The organism is Pseudomonas sp. PD9R (assembly GCF_019200975.1).
Lineage (GTDB): Bacteria > Pseudomonadota > Gammaproteobacteria > Pseudomonadales > Pseudomonadaceae > Aquipseudomonas.
Genome location: NZ_JAHTMR010000017.1, coordinates 65,515 through 82,422 on the forward strand (window position 1 = coordinate 65,515; position 16,908 = coordinate 82,422).

Here is a 16,908-nt window from a genome sequence, read left to right on the forward strand (position 1 = left end):
TTCAAACGAGTCAGGACTGACCCATGGACTACCTTTTACAACTAGCCGCCAGCCCCACCGCATGGGTCGCCCTGGCCACTCTGATAGTGATGGAAATCGTGCTCGGCATCGATAACCTGATCTTCATCTCGATCCTGACCAATAAACTGCCTGAGCAGCACCGGCAGAAAGCACGCCGCATCGGTATCGGCATGGCGCTGATCCTGCGTCTCGGCTTGCTGAGCACCATTGCGTTTATCGTCCAGTTGACTGCTCCGGTGATCGAGATTCTCGGCCATGCGTTCTCCTGGAAAGACATGATCCTGATCGCCGGTGGCCTGTTCCTGTTGTGGAAGGCGACCACGGAAATCCATCACAGCATGGACCCGGCACCGGAAGATCCGAAGTCGGCTACCTCGACCGTGACTTTGGGCTTTGCCGCCGCCATCGGGCAGATCCTGATGCTGGACATGGTGTTCTCTATCGACAGCATCATTACCGCTGTGGGCATGACCGAGCATTTGCCGATCATGATTATCGCGGTAGTGGTGTCGGTGCTGGTGATGTTGCTGGCGGCTGATCCGCTGGCCAAGTTCATCAACGACAACCCGACGGTGGTAATGCTGGCTCTGGGCTTCCTGATCATGATCGGCATGACGTTGATCGCTGAAGGCTTCGGCGCCCACGTACCGAAAGGCTACGTCTATGCCGCCATGGCTTTCTCGGCGGCGATCGAGGTGTTGAACATGATGTCCCGCCGGGCCCGGCAGAAGCGGGTAGAAACGACCGCCTGACCGCCCTGAATCCCTGTAGGAGCTGTCGAGTGCAACGAGGCTGCGAATTTTTGATTTTGTTTTTAAAAAATCAAAGTCAAAAGATCGCAGCCTCGTTGCACTCGGCAGCCCTACAGGGGATCGAATTCAGACTTGGGCGCTGGCGTGGTGGTCTGGTGTCGTGGCGGGTTTTAGCGGCTGGGCGGGGTGGTGATGAGGGTGGTGGCGACGGGCAATACGCAAAACTCCCCATAACATGGCGGTGGCAACGGCCAGCCAGCCGGAAATCAACATCACGATTATCATTGTCAGGCTCATCGTTGCCTCCTCTTTGCCCTGCGGCGGGCGGATACAGCTTGCAGGTGTCAGTCTAGTCGCTGCTGTGTTTCAGGCTATTGACCGAAGCTCGACCGTGACCAACCAGTTCGCTCTATCGAATGCATTCAACTGCCGGATAAGGCTATACCGCTGCCGCGCGCCGTCCTATGATCCACGACCAAGCCGGGAAGTGGATTGCCCGGCGTCTGAACAAGAGAGTGATGATGGTGCGGGTAATTTCTCGAATTCTTTCGGCGGCACTGATTGTGGGTTGTGTTGCCGGTTTGGCTGGCTGCGCTGGCAGCGTTGCGCCAGAGATCAAGCGTCTGCCGGAGCGTGTCGAACTCAGTGGCCGTTTCTATCGCGGCGTGGCGAATCAAAGTGGGCCGCAAGTCTTGGCGAGCATGCTATCCCAGCAAGGCATCGTGATTACCCCGGGCTTGCTCGACAAGCCGTTGCATCTGCCGGGTGCCGAAGCGCAGCTGCAACAGAACATGCAGAACCTCGCCCGTGAATACGGAATGATGGTTTATCCGCTCGACAGCAACCTGCCAGCCTTGTTGACCCAGGTCGCGGCGGGTTACCCGGTGATGGTGCGCTTCACTGAAGGCTCGGCGATGTGGGCTGAACCGCGCTACGCCATTCTCACCGGGTATAACCGTCAGAAGCAGACAGTGCTGTTGCGCGCGGGCATGAGCCATCGGACGTTGATGAGCTTCAGTTCGTTTGAGTCGGCCTTCAAAGACGCCGGTGGCTGGGCGGTGTTGATTCAGGCACCGACGCAGGTTCCGGCCAATGTCGATCAGCAGCGCTGGCTCAAGGCTGCGAACGATCTCGCACAGGCCGGTCAGGAACAGGCCGCTGCGCAGGCGAAAAAAGCCTTGGGCGCACAGTAAGCCCGTTCGTCACCCGTAGGGCACCACCGCACGTTGCCAGCCTCTGATAAATAGTGCCCGGTTTTTATCGGGCTACTATTATCAGGAGGCGTCCATGGCACATTCCAATACCCCCGCCGGCCCGCACTCGTCTGAGCATTCGTCCGGCGATGAACTGGGGTTCGACCCCGATTCCCCGGACCTCGCCGACCCTCAGGTCGATCCCATCGGACCGGCTAAAGCGCCGAAAGATGTGAAACCGGGCGACAATCCCAAGGCTCCGGCAAAGCCCTACGATCCACTCGGTGATCTGAAACCCTAGATCCCATGGAGGTACGTATGTCTACCGATTCGAGTTTCGACGATCAACGTCCGGAGAATGTCCCGACTACACCGGAGCAGGGCACGGATCCGGTAATGGATTCGGACAGCCCGATGAGAGATCCACTGGCCCGGCCAACGGTGGTGCCCACTGAACATCCCAAAGGCTGGAATGATCCGAGCAAGGGCGACGGTATTCCGGATGATGATCAGATGCCGCTTCCCAACGATTGATAGACGAAAAAAAGCCCCGAATTTTCGGGGCTTTTGCTTGCTGTCGTTGCGTGTTTACTTCGACGCTTCAACCACGCCGCTTTGACGGTGCTTGAGGTTCTTTTCGGACTTGTATTGCAAGGCTACCGACGGTACGTCAGCGCTGTGGCCGGTTTCGACCCAGTTGCGGATGCGAGTGGCATCGGCAAAGTGCGTGTACTTGCCATAGGCGTCGAGGATCACCAGCGCAACCGGGCGATTAGACATGTGGGTCACCAGCACCAGGCAGTGACCTGCTTCGTTGGTGAAGCCGGTTTTCGTCAGTTCGATGTTCCAGTTCGGCTTGCCAATCAAATGGTCGGTATTGCGGAAGCCCAGGCTGTAGTTGGGTTTGCGGAACGACACAGTTTTTTCTTTGGTAGTGCTCAGTTCTGTCAGCAACGGGTATTTGTGCGCGGCGACCAACAGTTTGCTCAAGTCACGGGCCGTGGATACGTTGCGCGGCGAGAGGCCGGTTGGCTCGACGAAATGGGTGTTGGTCATGCCCAGCGCCTTGGCCTTGGCGTTCATCGCTGCGATGAAGGCTGCATAGCCACCCGGATAGTGGTGGGCCAGACTGGCGGCGGCGCGGTTTTCCGAAGACATCAGCGCAATCAACAGCATTTCCCGACGGGGCATTTCGCTGTTGAGCTTGACCCGGGAGAACACGCCTTTCATTTCTGGCGTGTCGCCGATATTGATGTTGATGTACTCGTCCAGGTTCTGCCGGGCCTCAACGATCACCAGGCCGGTCATCAGTTTGCTCACGGAAGCGATGGGCACAACGACGTCGGGATTGCTGGCGTAGATGATTTTGTTGGTCTGCAGATCCATCACCAATGCGCTGCCGGAAGCGATCTTGAGGTGTGACGTATCTCGAGGCGCGGCGGTGGTGTCGCCAGCGCTGGCGATAGGCGTGATGAAAGTCCCTGTAACGGCAAAAAATAGGCTCAGGATGGAAAGACGGATTTTCACGCTGGCAGACTCATAAAGTGTTGATAAGCCGTTTTTGTAACGGGCTATTTCCTAAAAAGCGCGACATTCTGGAGTATGGCTGAATAACTGTCGATGGTTGTTCAGGGAAGTCTTGAAAGTCCTTGGAAACATGAAAAAAAAGTCATTTTCCGGCGGATGGTCGATCTTTTTCTGCAGGCAAAAAGAACCCCGCCATAAGCGGGGTTCTTTATGTTTCTATCTGCCTCGGTGACGAGGTTCAGCTGTGCAGGGTTTCGGCTGCGTAGAGCGTATTTTCCAGCAGGCAGGCTCGGGTCATCGGCCCGACGCCACCAGGCACTGGTGTGATCCAGCCGGCGCGGGGCAGGGCGGTTTCGTAAATCACATCGCCAACCAGTTTGCCGTCTTCCTGACGGTTGATGCCGACGTCGATCACGATGGCGCCTTCCTTGATCCACTCACCTTTGACCAGGCCTGGCTTGCCAGCGGCAACCACGACCAGGTCGGCACGGCCGACGTGACCGGCCAGGTCCTTGGTGAAACGATGCGTGACAGTCACGGTGCAACCGGCCAGCAGCAATTCCATCGCCATCGGGCGACCGACAATGTTGGACGCGCCGACAACCACAGCATCCATCCCGTACAGATCCGCACCGGTGCTTTCCAGCAGGGTCATGATGCCTTTAGGCGTGCACGGACGCAGCAGTGGAATACGTTGCGCCAGGCGACCGACGTTATAAGGGTGGAAACCGTCGACGTCCTTGTCCGGACGGATGCGCTCCAGCAATTTGGAGGCGTCCAGGTGTTCCGGTAGCGGAAGTTGAAGAAGAACGCCGTCAATCGCCGGATCGTCATTAAGTCGATCAATCAGGTCGGCCAGCGCTTCTTGAGTGGTTTCCGAAGGCAGGTCATAGGCTTGGGAAAGGAAGCCGACCTCTTCACAGTCTTTACGCTTGTGCGAGACATAAACCTGAGAGGCAGGATCGCTGCCGACCAGGATCACCGCGAGGCCGGGCGTGCGCAGGCCTTGCTGCCGACGCTCGTTGACCCGTTGGGCGATCTGCTGGCGCAGGCTGGCGGCGATCGATTTGCCGTCGATTAGTTGTGCAGTCATTGCGCGTGATTAACCATCGAGAGGGGAAAAAAAGAGAACGCATTCTCGCATGTCATGAGGTGAGGGCAAAGGCGCTTGGTCTGCAAATTCCCCTAACCCCTTTAATTAAATGAATTTTTTTCAAAAAGGATTTGACGACCTTCAGGGGCCTCTATACTATTCGTCGCACTTGTCGGGCACAGCCTAGCACTGGTTAAGAAGGTCAAGCGGAATTACAGTTCTGCGAGACTGAAAAGCACTTAGTTTGTAGTCCTCCAAGAGTACAGATTAATAAGGCGCCCGTAGCTCAGCTGGATAGAGCATCCGCCTTCTAAGCGGATGGTCGCAGGTTCGAGTCCTGCCGGGTGCGCCATTAGGCAGCTTTGGCACAAGTAACGCGATATGGTGGGCGTAGCTCAGTTGGTAGAGCACGGGATTGTGACTCCCGTTGTCGTGGGTTCGATCCCCATCGTCCACCCCATATTTCGAAAGGCGCCAGATTAACAGTCTGGCGCCTTTGCTTTAACAGCTTCAACCCGCGGATGTGGTGGAATTGGTAGACACACTGGATTTAGGTTCCAGCGCCGCGAGGCGTAAGAGTTCGAGTCTCTTCATCCGCACCAAATACAGCTTCACTCAAGTCGATTGGCTTGGTTGAGGTTTGGCAACGAAGTGAATTGGCTTCTTTGTCACGCAATATGGTGGGCGTAGCTCAGTTGGTAGAGCACGGGATTGTGACTCCCGTTGTCGTGGGTTCGATCCCCATCGTCCACCCCATATTTCGAAAGGCGCCAGATTTAACAGTCTGGCGCCTTTTTTGTTTTCAGCGGTTCGAGTACTCGGCGGCTGCAGGTTCTGGGTCGCAAGGGCGGGGCGTTTCGTCGTATTTATGTTTCTCGATGATGCCGCGCTGCCCGCCGGCCTTGCTCGCAAGATCGGCTGTCAGGGAGATGATTGGCAACCTCTTCTATATAAGGAAGGGTTGGCGCAGAGCCCTGGCGTGATTGGCTGTATTTGCCACCGGGGCGAGGTGCATTCGTGCATTCGCACCTATAAATTGCCTGCTGCGTTTTTACCCGTTTTCAGTAGGGTGACTTCTTGAGTTTGACCCACTAGAATGCATGCCCTTGATTCTGGGGTCGGAAACGGCCGGCTAACGTCTGTGCAACGAGGAATATCCATGCAAGTTTCTGTTGAAAATACTTCTGCTCTTGAGCGCCGCATGAGCATCACCGTGCCGGCTGAGCGCATCGAGACTCAGGTCAACAAGCGTCTGCAGCAGACTGCCCAAAAGGCCAAGATTGCTGGCTTCCGTCCAGGCAAAGTGCCAATGAGCGAAATCAAGCGCCGTTTCGGTGCTGAAGCTCGCCAGGAAGCTGTAGGCGACGTGATCCAGTCTTCCTTCTACGAAGCAGTGGTTGAGCAGAAGCTGAACCCGGCTGGTTCGCCTTCGATCGAGCCTAAGTCGCTGGAAGCGGGCAAAGATCTGGAATACGTCGCTGTATTCGAAGTGTTCCCTGAGTTCACTGTTGCCGGTTTCGAAGGTATCAACGTAGAGCGCCTGAGCGCTGACGTGTCTGATGCCGATCTGGACAAGATGCTGGACATCCTGCGCAAGCAGAACACCCGTTTCGAAGTGGCCGATCGCGCTGCTCAAAACGAAGACCAGTTGAAGATCGATTTCGTTGGCAAGGTCGACGGTGAAGAGTTCGCTGGTGGTTCCGCCAAAGGTACTCAGCTGGTTTTGGGTTCCGGCCGCATGATCCCTGGCTTCGAAGACGGTCTGGTCGGCGCTAAAGCTGGCGAAGAGCGCGTTCTGAACCTGACCTTCCCAGAGGACTATCAGAACCTGGACCTGGCTGGTAAAACCGCTGAGTTCACCGTTACCGTAAACACTGTTTCCGAGCCAAAACTGCCAGAGCTGACCGAAGAATTCTTCGCTCAATTCGGCATCAAGGAAACGGGTCTGGAAGGTTTCCGCACCGAAGTTCGCAAGAACATGGAGCGCGAACTGCGTCAGGCGATCAAATCCAAGGTCAAGAATCAGGTAATGGACGGTCTGCTGGCCACCAACCCGATCGAAGTGCCTAAGGCGCTGCTGTCCAACGAAGTTGATCGTCTGCGCGTGCAGGCTGTTCAGCAGTTCGGTGGCAACATCAAGCCTGATCAACTGCCTGCCGAGCTGTTCGAAGAGCAAGCCAAGCGCCGGGTCGTGCTGGGCCTGATCGTGGCTGAAGTGGTCAAGCAGTTCGACCTCAAGCCTGACGAAGCTCGCGTTCGCGAAATGATTCAGGAAATGGCTTCGGCTTACCAGGAACCTGAGCAAGTTGTGTCCTGGTACTACAAAAATGACCAACAACTGAACGAAGTTCGTTCGGTTGTGCTGGAAGAGCAAGTTGTGGATACTGTTCTGCAGAAAGCTAGCGTGACCGACAAGTCGGTCTCTTACGAAGAAGCAGTCAAGCCGGTAGAAGCTCCACAAGCCGACTGATTGTTTTTGCGGTAAGAAGTACACACCATAAGCCAGCCTTCGTGCTGGCTTATGCGTATTCAAGACATAACTATTTGGGAGTGACTGCAGAGCATGTTCCGTAATTCGTATATTCAGCAGAACTCAGATATCCAGGCCGCAGGCGGCCTGGTCCCGATGGTTGTCGAGCAGTCCGCTCGTGGCGAGCGCGCCTATGACATTTACTCGCGCCTCCTCAAGGAGCGAGTGATCTTTCTGGTTGGCCCGGTAGAGGACTACATGGCTAACCTGATCTGTGCGCAACTGCTGTTCCTTGAAGCGGAAAACCCGGACAAGGACATCCATCTCTATATCAACTCCCCGGGTGGTTCGGTGACAGCAGGCATGTCGATTTACGACACCATGCAGTTCATCAAACCAAACGTGTCGACCACCTGTATCGGTCAGGCGTGCAGCATGGGCGCGTTTTTGCTGACGGCGGGTGCCCAAGGCAAGCGTTACTGCCTGCCGAACTCGCGTGTGATGATTCACCAGCCACTGGGCGGTTTCCAGGGCCAGGCTTCGGATATCGAAATCCATGCCAAGGAAATCCTCTTCATTCGTGAGCGTCTCAACACGCTGATGGCCAAGCATAGCGGTCGCACTCTTGAAGAAATCGAGCGCGACACCAACCGCGATAATTTCATGAGTGCAGAAGCAGCGCGTGAATACGGCTTGATCGATGAAGTGATCAGCCAGCGCCCCGCTTAAAAAAATAAGCAGCTCAAAATAGGGTTGGTCGGCGGGTCCGATCACGTGCGGGCTTGAAAAAGCCCGCAATAGCCTTCATCTTGTGTTGCAAGCCTATCGGATTTGGATCGAACGAATGACTGACACCCGCAACGGCGAGGACAACGGCAAGCTGCTCTATTGCTCCTTCTGTGGCAAAAGCCAGCATGAAGTGCGGAAATTGATTGCCGGCCCCTCGGTCTTTATCTGCGACGAGTGCGTCGACCTGTGCAATGACATCATCCGTGAGGAGGTGCAGGAAGCCCAGGCCGAAAGCAGCGCGCATAAATTGCCTTCGCCTAAAGAAATCAGCGGCATCCTTGATCAGTACGTGATTGGTCAAGAGCGTGCAAAAAAGGTTTTGGCCGTAGCGGTGTACAACCACTACAAGCGCTTGAACCAGCGTGACAAAAAGAATGACGACGTCGAACTCGGCAAGAGCAACATCTTGCTGATCGGCCCGACAGGCTCGGGTAAAACCCTGCTTGCCGAAACACTGGCCCGCTTGCTGAACGTTCCGTTCACCATCGCCGACGCAACCACCCTCACCGAGGCAGGTTATGTGGGTGAAGATGTCGAGAACATCATTCAGAAGCTGCTGCAGAAGTGCGATTACGACGTAGAAAAGGCCCAGATGGGCATTGTCTACATCGATGAAATCGACAAGATTTCGCGCAAGTCTGACAACCCGTCCATCACCCGGGACGTTTCCGGTGAAGGCGTGCAGCAGGCCCTGCTCAAGTTGATCGAAGGCACGGTCGCTTCCGTTCCGCCTCAAGGTGGTCGCAAGCATCCGCAGCAGGAATTCCTTCAGGTCGATACTCGCAACATTTTGTTCATCTGCGGTGGTGCGTTCTCCGGTCTGGAAAAGGTTATTCAAAACCGTTCCACCAAGGGCGGCATCGGTTTCAACGCGGAAGTTCGCAGCAAGGAAGAAGGCAAGAAAGTCGGTGAATCCCTGCGTGAAGTCGAGCCTGACGATCTGGTCAAGTTCGGTCTGATCCCTGAATTCGTCGGTCGTCTGCCGGTCCTCGCCACGTTGGACGAGCTTGATGAAGCTGCGTTGATGCAGATCCTCACCGAGCCGAAAAATGCCCTGACCAAGCAGTACGCAAAGTTGTTCGAGATGGAAGGTGTGGATCTGGAATTCCGAGCCGACGCTCTGAAATCCGTTGCAAAACGCGCGCTGGAACGCAAGACCGGTGCTCGTGGTCTGCGTTCGATTCTCGAAGGTGTATTGCTCGACACTATGTATGAAATCCCCTCGCAATCCGAGGTGAGCAAAGTAGTGATCGATGAAAGCGTTATAGAAGGCAAGTCCAAGCCACTGTATATCTACGAAAACAGTGAGCCTGCTGCCAAGGCCGCGCCAGACGCTTAAGCGTCACGTAGCCGGTACAAAGAAGGGGCCTTCGGGCCCCTTTGCTATTGTGGGAGCTGGCTTGCCAGCGAAGGCAGCCTGACAGGCAACCTGTTTTTTGGATGTATCCGGACCTATGCAATCCCTGCCTTAGGCAGCAATCTTTTAAGTGGATCTTTTATCCGCTTGTTTTTTTCCAAACCAGCCCCCATCTTGGTTTCAAGCTTACTTCCATCTGTTTACGGCCTTATGGCCGCCGTAGAGGCGAAATCATGAAGACAACCATCGAATTGCCTCTCCTGCCATTGCGTGATGTCGTGGTTTATCCGCACATGGTTATCCCGCTGTTCGTGGGGCGCGAGAAATCCATCGAAGCTCTCGAAGCAGCGATGACGGGCGACAAGCAGATCCTTCTGCTGGCTCAGAGAAACCCTGCTGACGACGATCCCGGTGAAGATGCGCTTTATCGCGTGGGTACGATTGCTACCGTTTTGCAGCTGCTGAAGCTGCCTGATGGCACGGTCAAGGTTTTGGTCGAAGGTGAGCAGCGTGGCGCCGTTGAGCGCTTCAGCGAAGTGGACGGCCATTGCCGTGCCGAAGTCTCTCTGATCGACGAAGTTGACGCGCCTGAGCGCGAGTCGGAAGTATTTGTCCGCAGCCTGCTGTCCCAGTTTGAACAATATGTGCAGTTGGGCAAGAAGGTCCCCGCTGAAGTCCTGTCGTCGCTCAACAGCATCGACGAGCCAGGCCGCCTGGTCGATACCATGGCCGCGCACATGGCGCTGAAGATCGAGCAGAAGCAGGAAATCCTCGAGATCATCGATTTGTCGGCCCGGGTCGAGCACGTTCTGGCGTTGCTGGATGCTGAAATTGATCTGCTGCAAGTCGAAAAACGCATTCGCGGTCGTGTCAAAAAGCAAATGGAGCGCAGTCAGCGCGAGTACTACTTGAATGAGCAGATGAAAGCCATTCAGAAAGAACTCGGTGACAGCGACGAAGGCCACAACGAAATCGAAGAGCTGAAAAAGCGTATCGATGCTGCTGGCCTGCCAAAAGACGCGCTCGCCAAGGCTCAGGCCGAGCTGAACAAGCTCAAGCAAATGTCGCCAATGTCCGCGGAAGCGACCGTGGTGCGCTCGTACATCGACTGGCTGGTTCAGGTGCCGTGGAAGGCTCAGAGCAAGGTCCGCCTGGACCTGGCACGTGCCGAAGACATTCTCGACGCCGACCATTATGGTCTGGAAGAAGTCAAAGAGCGGATTCTCGAATACCTCGCCGTGCAAAAACGCGTGAAAAAGATTCGGGGTCCAGTGTTGTGCCTGGTGGGTCCTCCGGGGGTGGGAAAAACCTCTTTGGCGGAGTCTATCGCTCACGCGACCAACCGTAAATTCGTGCGCATGGCCCTCGGCGGTGTACGCGATGAGGCGGAAATTCGTGGTCATCGACGTACTTATATCGGTTCGATGCCAGGAAGATTGATTCAAAAGATGACAAAGGTGGGCGTCCGCAACCCGCTGTTCCTGCTCGATGAAATCGACAAAATGGGCAGCGACATGCGTGGCGATCCGGCGTCGGCGTTGCTGGAGGTGCTCGATCCGGAGCAGAACCACAACTTCAACGATCACTATCTGGAAGTCGACTACGACCTGTCTGACGTGATGTTCCTGTGCACCTCGAACTCCATGAATATTCCACCGGCGCTGCTGGACCGGATGGAAGTGATTCGTCTGCCGGGCTACACCGAAGACGAGAAGATCAACATCGCCGTCAAATACCTCTCGCCCAAGCAAATCACGGCTAACGGTCTGAAAAAAGGCGAGCTGGAATTCGACGCCGAGGCGATTCGCGACATTATCCGTTACTACACCCGCGAAGCCGGTGTACGGGGCTTGGAGCGCCAGATCGCCAAGGTTTGCCGCAAGGCAGTCAAGGAACATGCACTGGAAAAACGCTTCTCGGTGAAGGTCACCGCGGACATGCTGGAGCACTTCCTGGGCGTGCGTAAATTCCGTTATGGCCTGGCTGAACAGCAGGACCAGATCGGTCAGGTTACCGGGCTGGCGTGGACGCAAGTGGGCGGCGAATTGCTGACCATCGAAGCTGCAGTCGTACCGGGTAAAGGCCAGTTGATCAAGACGGGGTCGTTGGGTGACGTGATGGTCGAGTCGATCACCGCAGCCCTTACGGTAGTCCGCAGCCGTGCGAAGAGCCTGGGGATTCCCCTGGACTTCCACGAGAAGCGTGACACGCACATCCACATGCCGGAAGGGGCGACTCCGAAGGACGGCCCTAGCGCCGGTGTGGGCATGTGCACGGCTCTGGTCTCGGCGTTGACGGGCATTCCTGTGCGTGCAGACGTGGCCATGACCGGTGAAATCACCCTGCGTGGTCAGGTGCTGGCGATCGGTGGTTTGAAAGAAAAACTACTGGCGGCTCACCGTGGCGGGATCAAGACTGTGATCATTCCTGAAGAGAATGTGCGCGATTTGAAAGAAATTCCTGACAATATCAAGCAAGATCTGCAGATTAAACCGGTTAAATGGATTGACGAGGTCCTGCAAATTGCGCTGCAATACGCGCCGGAGCCCTTGCCGGATGTGGCTCCGGAGATAGTCGCGAAGGATGAAAAACGCGAGTCCGATTCTAAGGAAAGAATTAGCACGCATTAATACGTATTTGCCTGGGGGGCTTCCTTGACAGCTTTTTAGAGCCCTTGTTATAAAGCGGCTCTTAAGTGTCTGTAGGCCATTCAGCACTGTTTTTGCTTTCACCAAAAAAAACTTAGAATCATACTCAAATAGATATAAGGGGACTTAGAGTGAACAAGTCGGAACTGATTGATGCTATCGCTGCATCCGCTGATATCCCGAAAGCTGCTGCTGGCCGTGCGCTGGACGCTGTAATCGAATCCGTCACTGGCGCTCTCAAGGCTGGCGACTCTGTTGTTCTGGTTGGTTTCGGTACTTTCTCCGTCACCGATCGTCCAGCTCGCATTGGTCGTAACCCACAGACCGGTAAGACGCTGGAAATCGCAGCAGCCAAAAAACCAGGTTTCAAAGCCGGTAAAGCACTGAAAGAAGCTGTCAACTAAGTTCGATTCAGGTTTTTGCCTATCCGGGTCGGGGTCATGCCTGACCTGGCAGCGGAGCGGTAGTCCAGTCGGCAGGTCGCCGGTCCGAGACACCGAGGCTCGCAAGTTCGAGTCATCGGTCCGCTCCGCCAGTTACGAGAAGGCGCATCCTCGGATGCGCCTTTCTTCTATCCGGATTCTACCCACGCTCCACGGTTGCCTAATTTTGAAGTTCAACCGTTTATGGGGGACGCATGCTGCAGAATATCAGGGACAATTCACAAGGCTGGATTGCCAAGACCATTATCGGGGTCATCGTTGCACTGATGGCTTTGACCGGTTTCGATGCCATTTTCAAGGCCACGACGCACACCAATGACGCGGCGAAGGTCAACGGCGAAGAAATCAGCCAGAACGAGCTGAGCCAGGCGGTCGATATGCAACGCCGTCAACTCATGCAACAGCTGGGCAAGGATTTCGATGCTTCCTTGCTCGACGAGAAGATGCTGCGCGAATCGGCCCTCAAAGGCTTGATCGACCGCAAATTGCTGCTGCAAGGCGCGGCGAACTCGAAGTTCGCTTTCTCCGAAGCGGCTCTGGACCAGGTCATCCTGCAAACACCGGAATTCCAGGTGGATGGCAAGTTCAGCTCTGATCGTTTCGATCAGGTCATTCGACAACTCGGCTACAGCCGTATGCAGTTCCGCCAGATGCTGGCTCAGGAAATGCTGATCGGGCAGCTGCGCGCCGGTCTGGCGGGGAGTGGTTTCGTCACTGACGCACAGGTTCTGGCCTTCGCCCGTCTGGAAAAGCAGACCCGCGATTTCGCTTCCCTGAGCATCAAGGCTGACCCGGCGGCTGTGAAGCTGACCGACGATGAGGTCAAAGCCTACTACGACGAACACGCCAAGGAATTCATGACGCCTGATCAGGTGGTCGTCGATTACCTGGAGTTGAAGAAGTCTTCCTTCTTTGATCAGGTCAGCGTCAAGGACGAAGACCTGCAAGCGGCCTATCAGAAAGAAACCGCGAACCTGTCCGAGCAACGCCGGGCTGCGCACATTCTGATTGAAGTAAACGACAAGACCACCGAAGCGCAAGCCAAGGCCAAGATCGACGAGATCCAGGCCCGCCTGGCTAAAGGCGAGAAATTCGAGGCGCTGGCCAAGGAGTTCTCTCAGGATCCGGGGTCGGCCAACAACGGTGGTGATCTCGGTTACGCAGGGCCGGGTGTCTACGATCCAGCGTTCGAGAAAGCGCTGTACTCGCTGGCCAAGGATCAGGTTTCCGCACCGGTTCGCACCGACTTCGGTTTCCACCTGATCAAGCTGTTGGGTGTGGAAGCACCTGAAGTACCGACATTCGCCAGCCTGAAAGACAAGCTGACCCGCGAACTGAAAGCGCAGCAGGTCGAGCAACGTTTCGTCGAGGCGACCAAGCAATTGGAAGACTCTACTTTCGAAGCATCCGATCTGGCTCAGCCTGCTCAGGACCTGAAACTGACCGTTCACACCTCCAAGCCGTTCGGCCGTGAAGGTGGTGAGGGTGTTGCTGCCAACCGTGCCGTGGTGACCGCCGCGTTCAGTCCGGAGGTACTGGATGAAGGTGCCAACAGCGCCGCCATCGAGCTGGATCCGGAGACCGTGGTTGTGTTGCGCGCCAAGGAACACCTGAAGCCTGCGCAACTGCCGCTGGAAACCGTGGGTGCCGCCATACGCGTGCAATTGGCCAAGGAGCACGCCAGTGCTGCCGCCAAGACCAAGGCTGAAGAGCTGATCGCCAGTCTGCGCGATGGCAAGACTCCACTGGACAAGGCGATTGACGGTCAGAACTGGAAAGTCATGCAAGCCGCGACTCGCACTCAGGAAGGGGTTGACCCAACCGTGTTGCAAGCGCTGTTCCGTATGCCAAAGCCTGCCGCCAAGGACAAACCGACCTTCAGCAACGTGACCCTGCCTGATGGCAGCCTGATGATCGTGCGTCTGAACGCTGTTAACGAAGCCGCAACGCCGACTGAAGAAGAGAAGGCTCAATACCGTCGCTTCCTCGCTTCGCGCGTTGGCCAGCAAGACTTTGCGGCTTACCGCAAACAGCTGGAAAGCCAGGCTGACATCAAGCGTTACTGATGTCTGACTGAGGTTTGCGCTACACAAAGCCCCGGCCCATTGGCCGGGGTTTTTTATTGTAGAATCGAGAAAATCAAAAGATCGCAGCCTTCGGCAGCTCCTACAGGTTTACTCGATTTCATGTAGGCGCTGCCGAAGGCTGCGATCTTTTGATCTTCGCAAATGCCGCGAGACTTTTCCCTAATATCGGGGTCAACACACCTGTAACTGTTTTAAGACACAATCGATGCGCCGCTAAGCATCGATCTGTTGCACAATACGCCCCGAACCGATTTCCTCAGGATGTTCAATGTTTAAATCATTTCCCATGCGTGTTGCCGGGCTGGCGCTGGTGCTGGCCGCCGCGGCCGGGTGCTCGTCGAAGAAGTCCGCCATCTATGAGCATGAGAACTTCGACGATTCCGGAACCTTTTCCCGCAACTATCCGGTGAGCGATTCGCAATCCTGTGAAGCCGCCCGTCGGGCTCTGCTCAGCCAGGGCTACATCATCACCAGCGGCGATCCGAAATTGGTCAGTGGTCACAAGAGCTTCCAGCAGACCGGCGATACACACATGGAGATCAGCTTCAGTGTGGTTTGTGCCGATGACGGTACCGAGGGCCACCACGCGACCATGTTTGCCAATGCCCTGCAGGACCGCTACGCCTTGAAGAAGACCAACAACTCCGCCAGCCTGGGCGTTGGTGTGTTGGGCTCGGTGTCGATGCCGATTGGTTCGTCTGACGACTCGATGGTCAAAGTTGCCAGCGAAACCGTATCGTCAGCAAAGTTCTATGAACGATTCTTCACCCTCGTCGAGTTGTTCCTGCCGCCGGAAGCGAAAAAAGCCGCGCACATCACCGAAAAACCGAAAACCGATCTGGGCGTGCCTGAAACCAAGGCTGCACCGGCTCCGTTAGCAGCGACGCCGGCACCTGCCGCAGAGCCTGCCCCGGCACCTGCCGAAGCCGCTCCTGTGGCCTCCGAGCCGGTTGCGCCACCGCCTGAGGCCGCGCCGATCAGTGCGTCCAAGAGCGAAGAGCCTGCGGCGACCACAGAAACCATCACACCGCCCACCCATCCAAGCGACATGCCACCACCGTCAGAGCCGATCCCGGCGATGCCGATCACTGGCCAATGATCGACTGCGGCTTTACGGGACCGGATAGATCCAGACGGTACCGTAACGCCGCAAAGATTGACCTGCGTCAAACCAGGCCGCTGTTCTGCGGCCCACTCGAAAAAAACCGCTGATAAATTCCTGACCACCTGCTACGTTTTATTGAGTAGCGACGAAGTGTCGTGTCCGCGTCATTTTTCTTTCACACGCGGACTTTATGCTCGACTGGCTGGTCATTTATTCAGGCGTTTTTTCAATAAGATGTGGGGGATTCAAAATGGACGATTATCAAGAAGAACTGCTCGAATATCAGGCCTTCGAACTGGACCCACTGGAACCGGCTGAAGATGCTACCGAGCTGTAATCAACGCCCACAGCCTCAAACTTGTAGCTGATAGCTTGCAACTTCAAGCTGTTTGTCTGTGACTGCGGCGAAACTCGCCGGGTGTCTGACCGTTCCAGCGTTTGAAGGCGCGTTGAAAGGCCTCGGCTGAAGCAAAACCCAGCAGGTAGGCGATCTCTCCGAACGCCAGTTCGGTATCGCGAATGTAGGTCATGGCCAAGTCACGACGGGTATCGTTGAGAATCGCGCGAAATTGCGTGCCTTCTTCGGCCAGTTTGCGGCGCAAGGTCCAGGTGGGCAGCTTCAGGCGTGCCGCCACTTCTTCCAGGCCGGGTTCCCGGCCACCATTGAGCAACGGCCCCAGTAACTGAGTGATGCGTTCACGCAGGCTGCGGGTGCGTGTCATTAGCTCCAGTTCCCGCTCACATAATTGCAGCAGATGTCGCCAGGTGCTCGGGCAATGCTCGGGGTTGCGCTGGGCGAGACTGGCAAGGCTCAGGCGCAGTTGATTGTGTTCGCAACCAAACTGGATCGGGCAGTCACCCAGTGTTTCATACGCTGCGCGATAGTCGGGGGCCTCGAACTCGATCTCGATGCGCTCGGCGCGAAGCGGGGCAGGGCTCACGCTGGATAATTGCTGCAACCAGCCCGCAATGATCGAGTCGACCACAAAGCGGTTATAGCTGTTGTAAGGGCTGATGGAGTAGAACCGCAACCAGGCACCTTGAGCGTCTTCGTGAAAGCTCGATTGACCCCGGTAGTTGGAACCATACAAGGCTTCGAAACGAATCAGGCAACGTGCCGCTTCGCGCACGGTCGGTGCCTGGGCGGCAGTGACACCAGCGAGGCCGGCCTGGCTCAGGCGACTGAGCAGACCCATGCGCAAGCCAAGTGCAGGGTTGTCGGTGAGTTGAATGGCAGCGTGGCCCAGGCGCATGTAGCGCGGGATTGAAAGTCGGGCACCTGCTTCGCCAAGACGTGCGGCATCGAGGCCGTATTGTTCCAGCAAGGGCTGTGGGTCTGCACCGTAGCTGCGCACGGCGTCGGCGAGGCTGTGAACAAAGCCTACGGACAGGTCGCCAAGACGCATCGGCAGCGCTTTCATGG

Annotated in this window: 16 protein-coding genes and 5 tRNA genes; 17 read left to right on the forward strand and 4 right to left on the reverse strand. The window is 56.1% G+C overall.

Going from position 1 to position 16,908, the window contains the following annotated elements; genetic code table 11:
• Window positions 1-23: 23 nt before the first annotated feature.
• Window positions 24-773, forward strand: coding sequence for a TerC family protein (locus KUF73_RS25985; protein ID WP_218440850.1), 750 nt, complete (start codon window positions 24-26; stop codon window positions 771-773).
• Between the two features lie 126 nt (window positions 774-899).
• Here the strand turns inward: KUF73_RS25985 and KUF73_RS25990 are convergent, their stop codons facing one another.
• Complete coding sequence (locus tag KUF73_RS25990; protein ID WP_371135558.1) at window positions 900-1,058, reverse strand: hypothetical protein; 159 nt, start codon at window positions 1,056-1,058, stop codon at window positions 900-902.
• 179 nt (window positions 1,059-1,237) lie between these two features.
• On the opposite strand from KUF73_RS25990, the gene KUF73_RS25995 reads away from it, so the two are divergent.
• The 3 genes from KUF73_RS25995 to KUF73_RS26005 all read left to right on the forward strand — a co-directional run bounded on the left by KUF73_RS25995 (window position 1,238) and on the right by KUF73_RS26005 (window position 2,500).
• Window positions 1,238-1,966 carry a peptidase C39 family protein gene (locus KUF73_RS25995; RefSeq protein WP_218440851.1) on the forward strand — a complete coding sequence of 243 codons (729 nt, stop codon included), beginning with the start codon at window positions 1,238-1,240 and terminating at the stop codon, window positions 1,964-1,966.
• A 94-nt stretch (window positions 1,967-2,060) separates the two neighbouring features.
• Window positions 2,061-2,267 carry a DUF6021 family protein gene (locus tag KUF73_RS26000; protein ID WP_150705451.1) on the forward strand — a complete coding sequence of 69 codons (207 nt, stop codon included), beginning with the start codon at window positions 2,061-2,063 and terminating at the stop codon, window positions 2,265-2,267.
• Between the two features lie 17 nt (window positions 2,268-2,284).
• Window positions 2,285-2,500, forward strand: coding sequence for a hypothetical protein (locus KUF73_RS26005; protein ID WP_218440852.1), 216 nt, complete (start codon window positions 2,285-2,287; stop codon window positions 2,498-2,500).
• Window positions 2,501-2,554: 54 nt separating this feature from the next.
• Here the strand turns inward: KUF73_RS26005 and pbpG are convergent, their stop codons facing one another.
• Together pbpG and folD are read right to left on the reverse strand one after the other, a co-directional pair.
• The gene (gene pbpG, locus KUF73_RS26010; RefSeq protein ID WP_218440853.1) at window positions 2,555-3,493 is read right to left on the reverse strand and encodes a D-alanyl-D-alanine endopeptidase; all 939 of its coding nucleotides are present in this window, start codon (window positions 3,491-3,493) and stop codon (window positions 2,555-2,557) included.
• A gap of 238 nt (window positions 3,494-3,731) precedes the next feature.
• Window positions 3,732-4,586 carry a bifunctional methylenetetrahydrofolate dehydrogenase/methenyltetrahydrofolate cyclohydrolase FolD gene (folD, locus tag KUF73_RS26015; protein ID WP_218440854.1) on the reverse strand — a complete coding sequence of 285 codons (855 nt, stop codon included), beginning with the start codon at window positions 4,584-4,586 and terminating at the stop codon, window positions 3,732-3,734.
• Window positions 4,587-4,861: 275 nt separating this feature from the next.
• Between folD and KUF73_RS26020 the strand changes: the two genes are divergently transcribed.
• The 13 genes from KUF73_RS26020 to KUF73_RS26080 all read left to right on the forward strand — a co-directional run bounded on the left by KUF73_RS26020 (window position 4,862) and on the right by KUF73_RS26080 (window position 15,822).
• A tRNA-Arg gene (locus KUF73_RS26020) sits at window positions 4,862-4,938 on the forward strand.
• A 32-nt stretch (window positions 4,939-4,970) separates the two neighbouring features.
• Window positions 4,971-5,046: transfer RNA gene (locus KUF73_RS26025), tRNA-His, on the forward strand.
• A gap of 57 nt (window positions 5,047-5,103) precedes the next feature.
• Window positions 5,104-5,188 (forward strand) — tRNA-Leu (locus tag KUF73_RS26030).
• A gap of 78 nt (window positions 5,189-5,266) precedes the next feature.
• Window positions 5,267-5,342, forward strand: a tRNA-His gene (locus KUF73_RS26035).
• A 403-nt stretch (window positions 5,343-5,745) separates the two neighbouring features.
• Window positions 5,746-7,056, forward strand: a complete 1,311-nt coding sequence (tig, locus tag KUF73_RS26040) for a trigger factor (protein WP_218440855.1) — start codon at window positions 5,746-5,748, stop codon at window positions 7,054-7,056.
• A 93-nt stretch (window positions 7,057-7,149) separates the two neighbouring features.
• Entirely contained in the window at window positions 7,150-7,785 is a 636-nt protein-coding gene (clpP, locus tag KUF73_RS26045; RefSeq protein WP_007970761.1) for an ATP-dependent Clp endopeptidase proteolytic subunit ClpP, read from the forward strand.
• Between the two features lie 115 nt (window positions 7,786-7,900).
• Window positions 7,901-9,184, forward strand: coding sequence for an ATP-dependent Clp protease ATP-binding subunit ClpX (clpX, locus tag KUF73_RS26050; RefSeq protein ID WP_007946893.1), 1,284 nt, complete (start codon window positions 7,901-7,903; stop codon window positions 9,182-9,184).
• A 251-nt stretch (window positions 9,185-9,435) separates the two neighbouring features.
• Complete coding sequence (lon, locus tag KUF73_RS26055) at window positions 9,436-11,832, forward strand: endopeptidase La (protein ID WP_218440856.1); 2,397 nt, start codon at window positions 9,436-9,438, stop codon at window positions 11,830-11,832.
• 149 nt (window positions 11,833-11,981) lie between these two features.
• The gene (locus tag KUF73_RS26060; RefSeq protein ID WP_002552737.1) at window positions 11,982-12,254 is read left to right on the forward strand and encodes an HU family DNA-binding protein; all 273 of its coding nucleotides are present in this window, start codon (window positions 11,982-11,984) and stop codon (window positions 12,252-12,254) included.
• Window positions 12,255-12,307: 53 nt separating this feature from the next.
• Window positions 12,308-12,385: transfer RNA gene (locus tag KUF73_RS26065), tRNA-Leu, on the forward strand.
• Between the two features lie 102 nt (window positions 12,386-12,487).
• Window positions 12,488-14,359, forward strand: coding sequence for a SurA N-terminal domain-containing protein (locus tag KUF73_RS26070; RefSeq protein WP_218440857.1), 1,872 nt, complete (start codon window positions 12,488-12,490; stop codon window positions 14,357-14,359).
• A gap of 289 nt (window positions 14,360-14,648) precedes the next feature.
• Window positions 14,649-15,479, forward strand: coding sequence for a DUF2242 domain-containing protein (locus KUF73_RS26075; RefSeq protein WP_218440858.1), 831 nt, complete (start codon window positions 14,649-14,651; stop codon window positions 15,477-15,479).
• A gap of 196 nt (window positions 15,480-15,675) precedes the next feature.
• Window positions 15,676-15,822: a hypothetical protein gene (locus KUF73_RS26080; protein WP_218440859.1), complete on the forward strand. Its 147-nt coding sequence runs from the start codon at window positions 15,676-15,678 to the stop codon at window positions 15,820-15,822.
• A 43-nt stretch (window positions 15,823-15,865) separates the two neighbouring features.
• On the opposite strand, the gene KUF73_RS26085 is transcribed toward KUF73_RS26080, so the two are convergent.
• Window positions 15,866-16,906 carry an AraC family transcriptional regulator gene (locus tag KUF73_RS26085; protein WP_218440860.1) on the reverse strand — a complete coding sequence of 347 codons (1,041 nt, stop codon included), beginning with the start codon at window positions 16,904-16,906 and terminating at the stop codon, window positions 15,866-15,868.
• Between the last annotated feature and the right edge of the window lie 2 nt (window positions 16,907-16,908).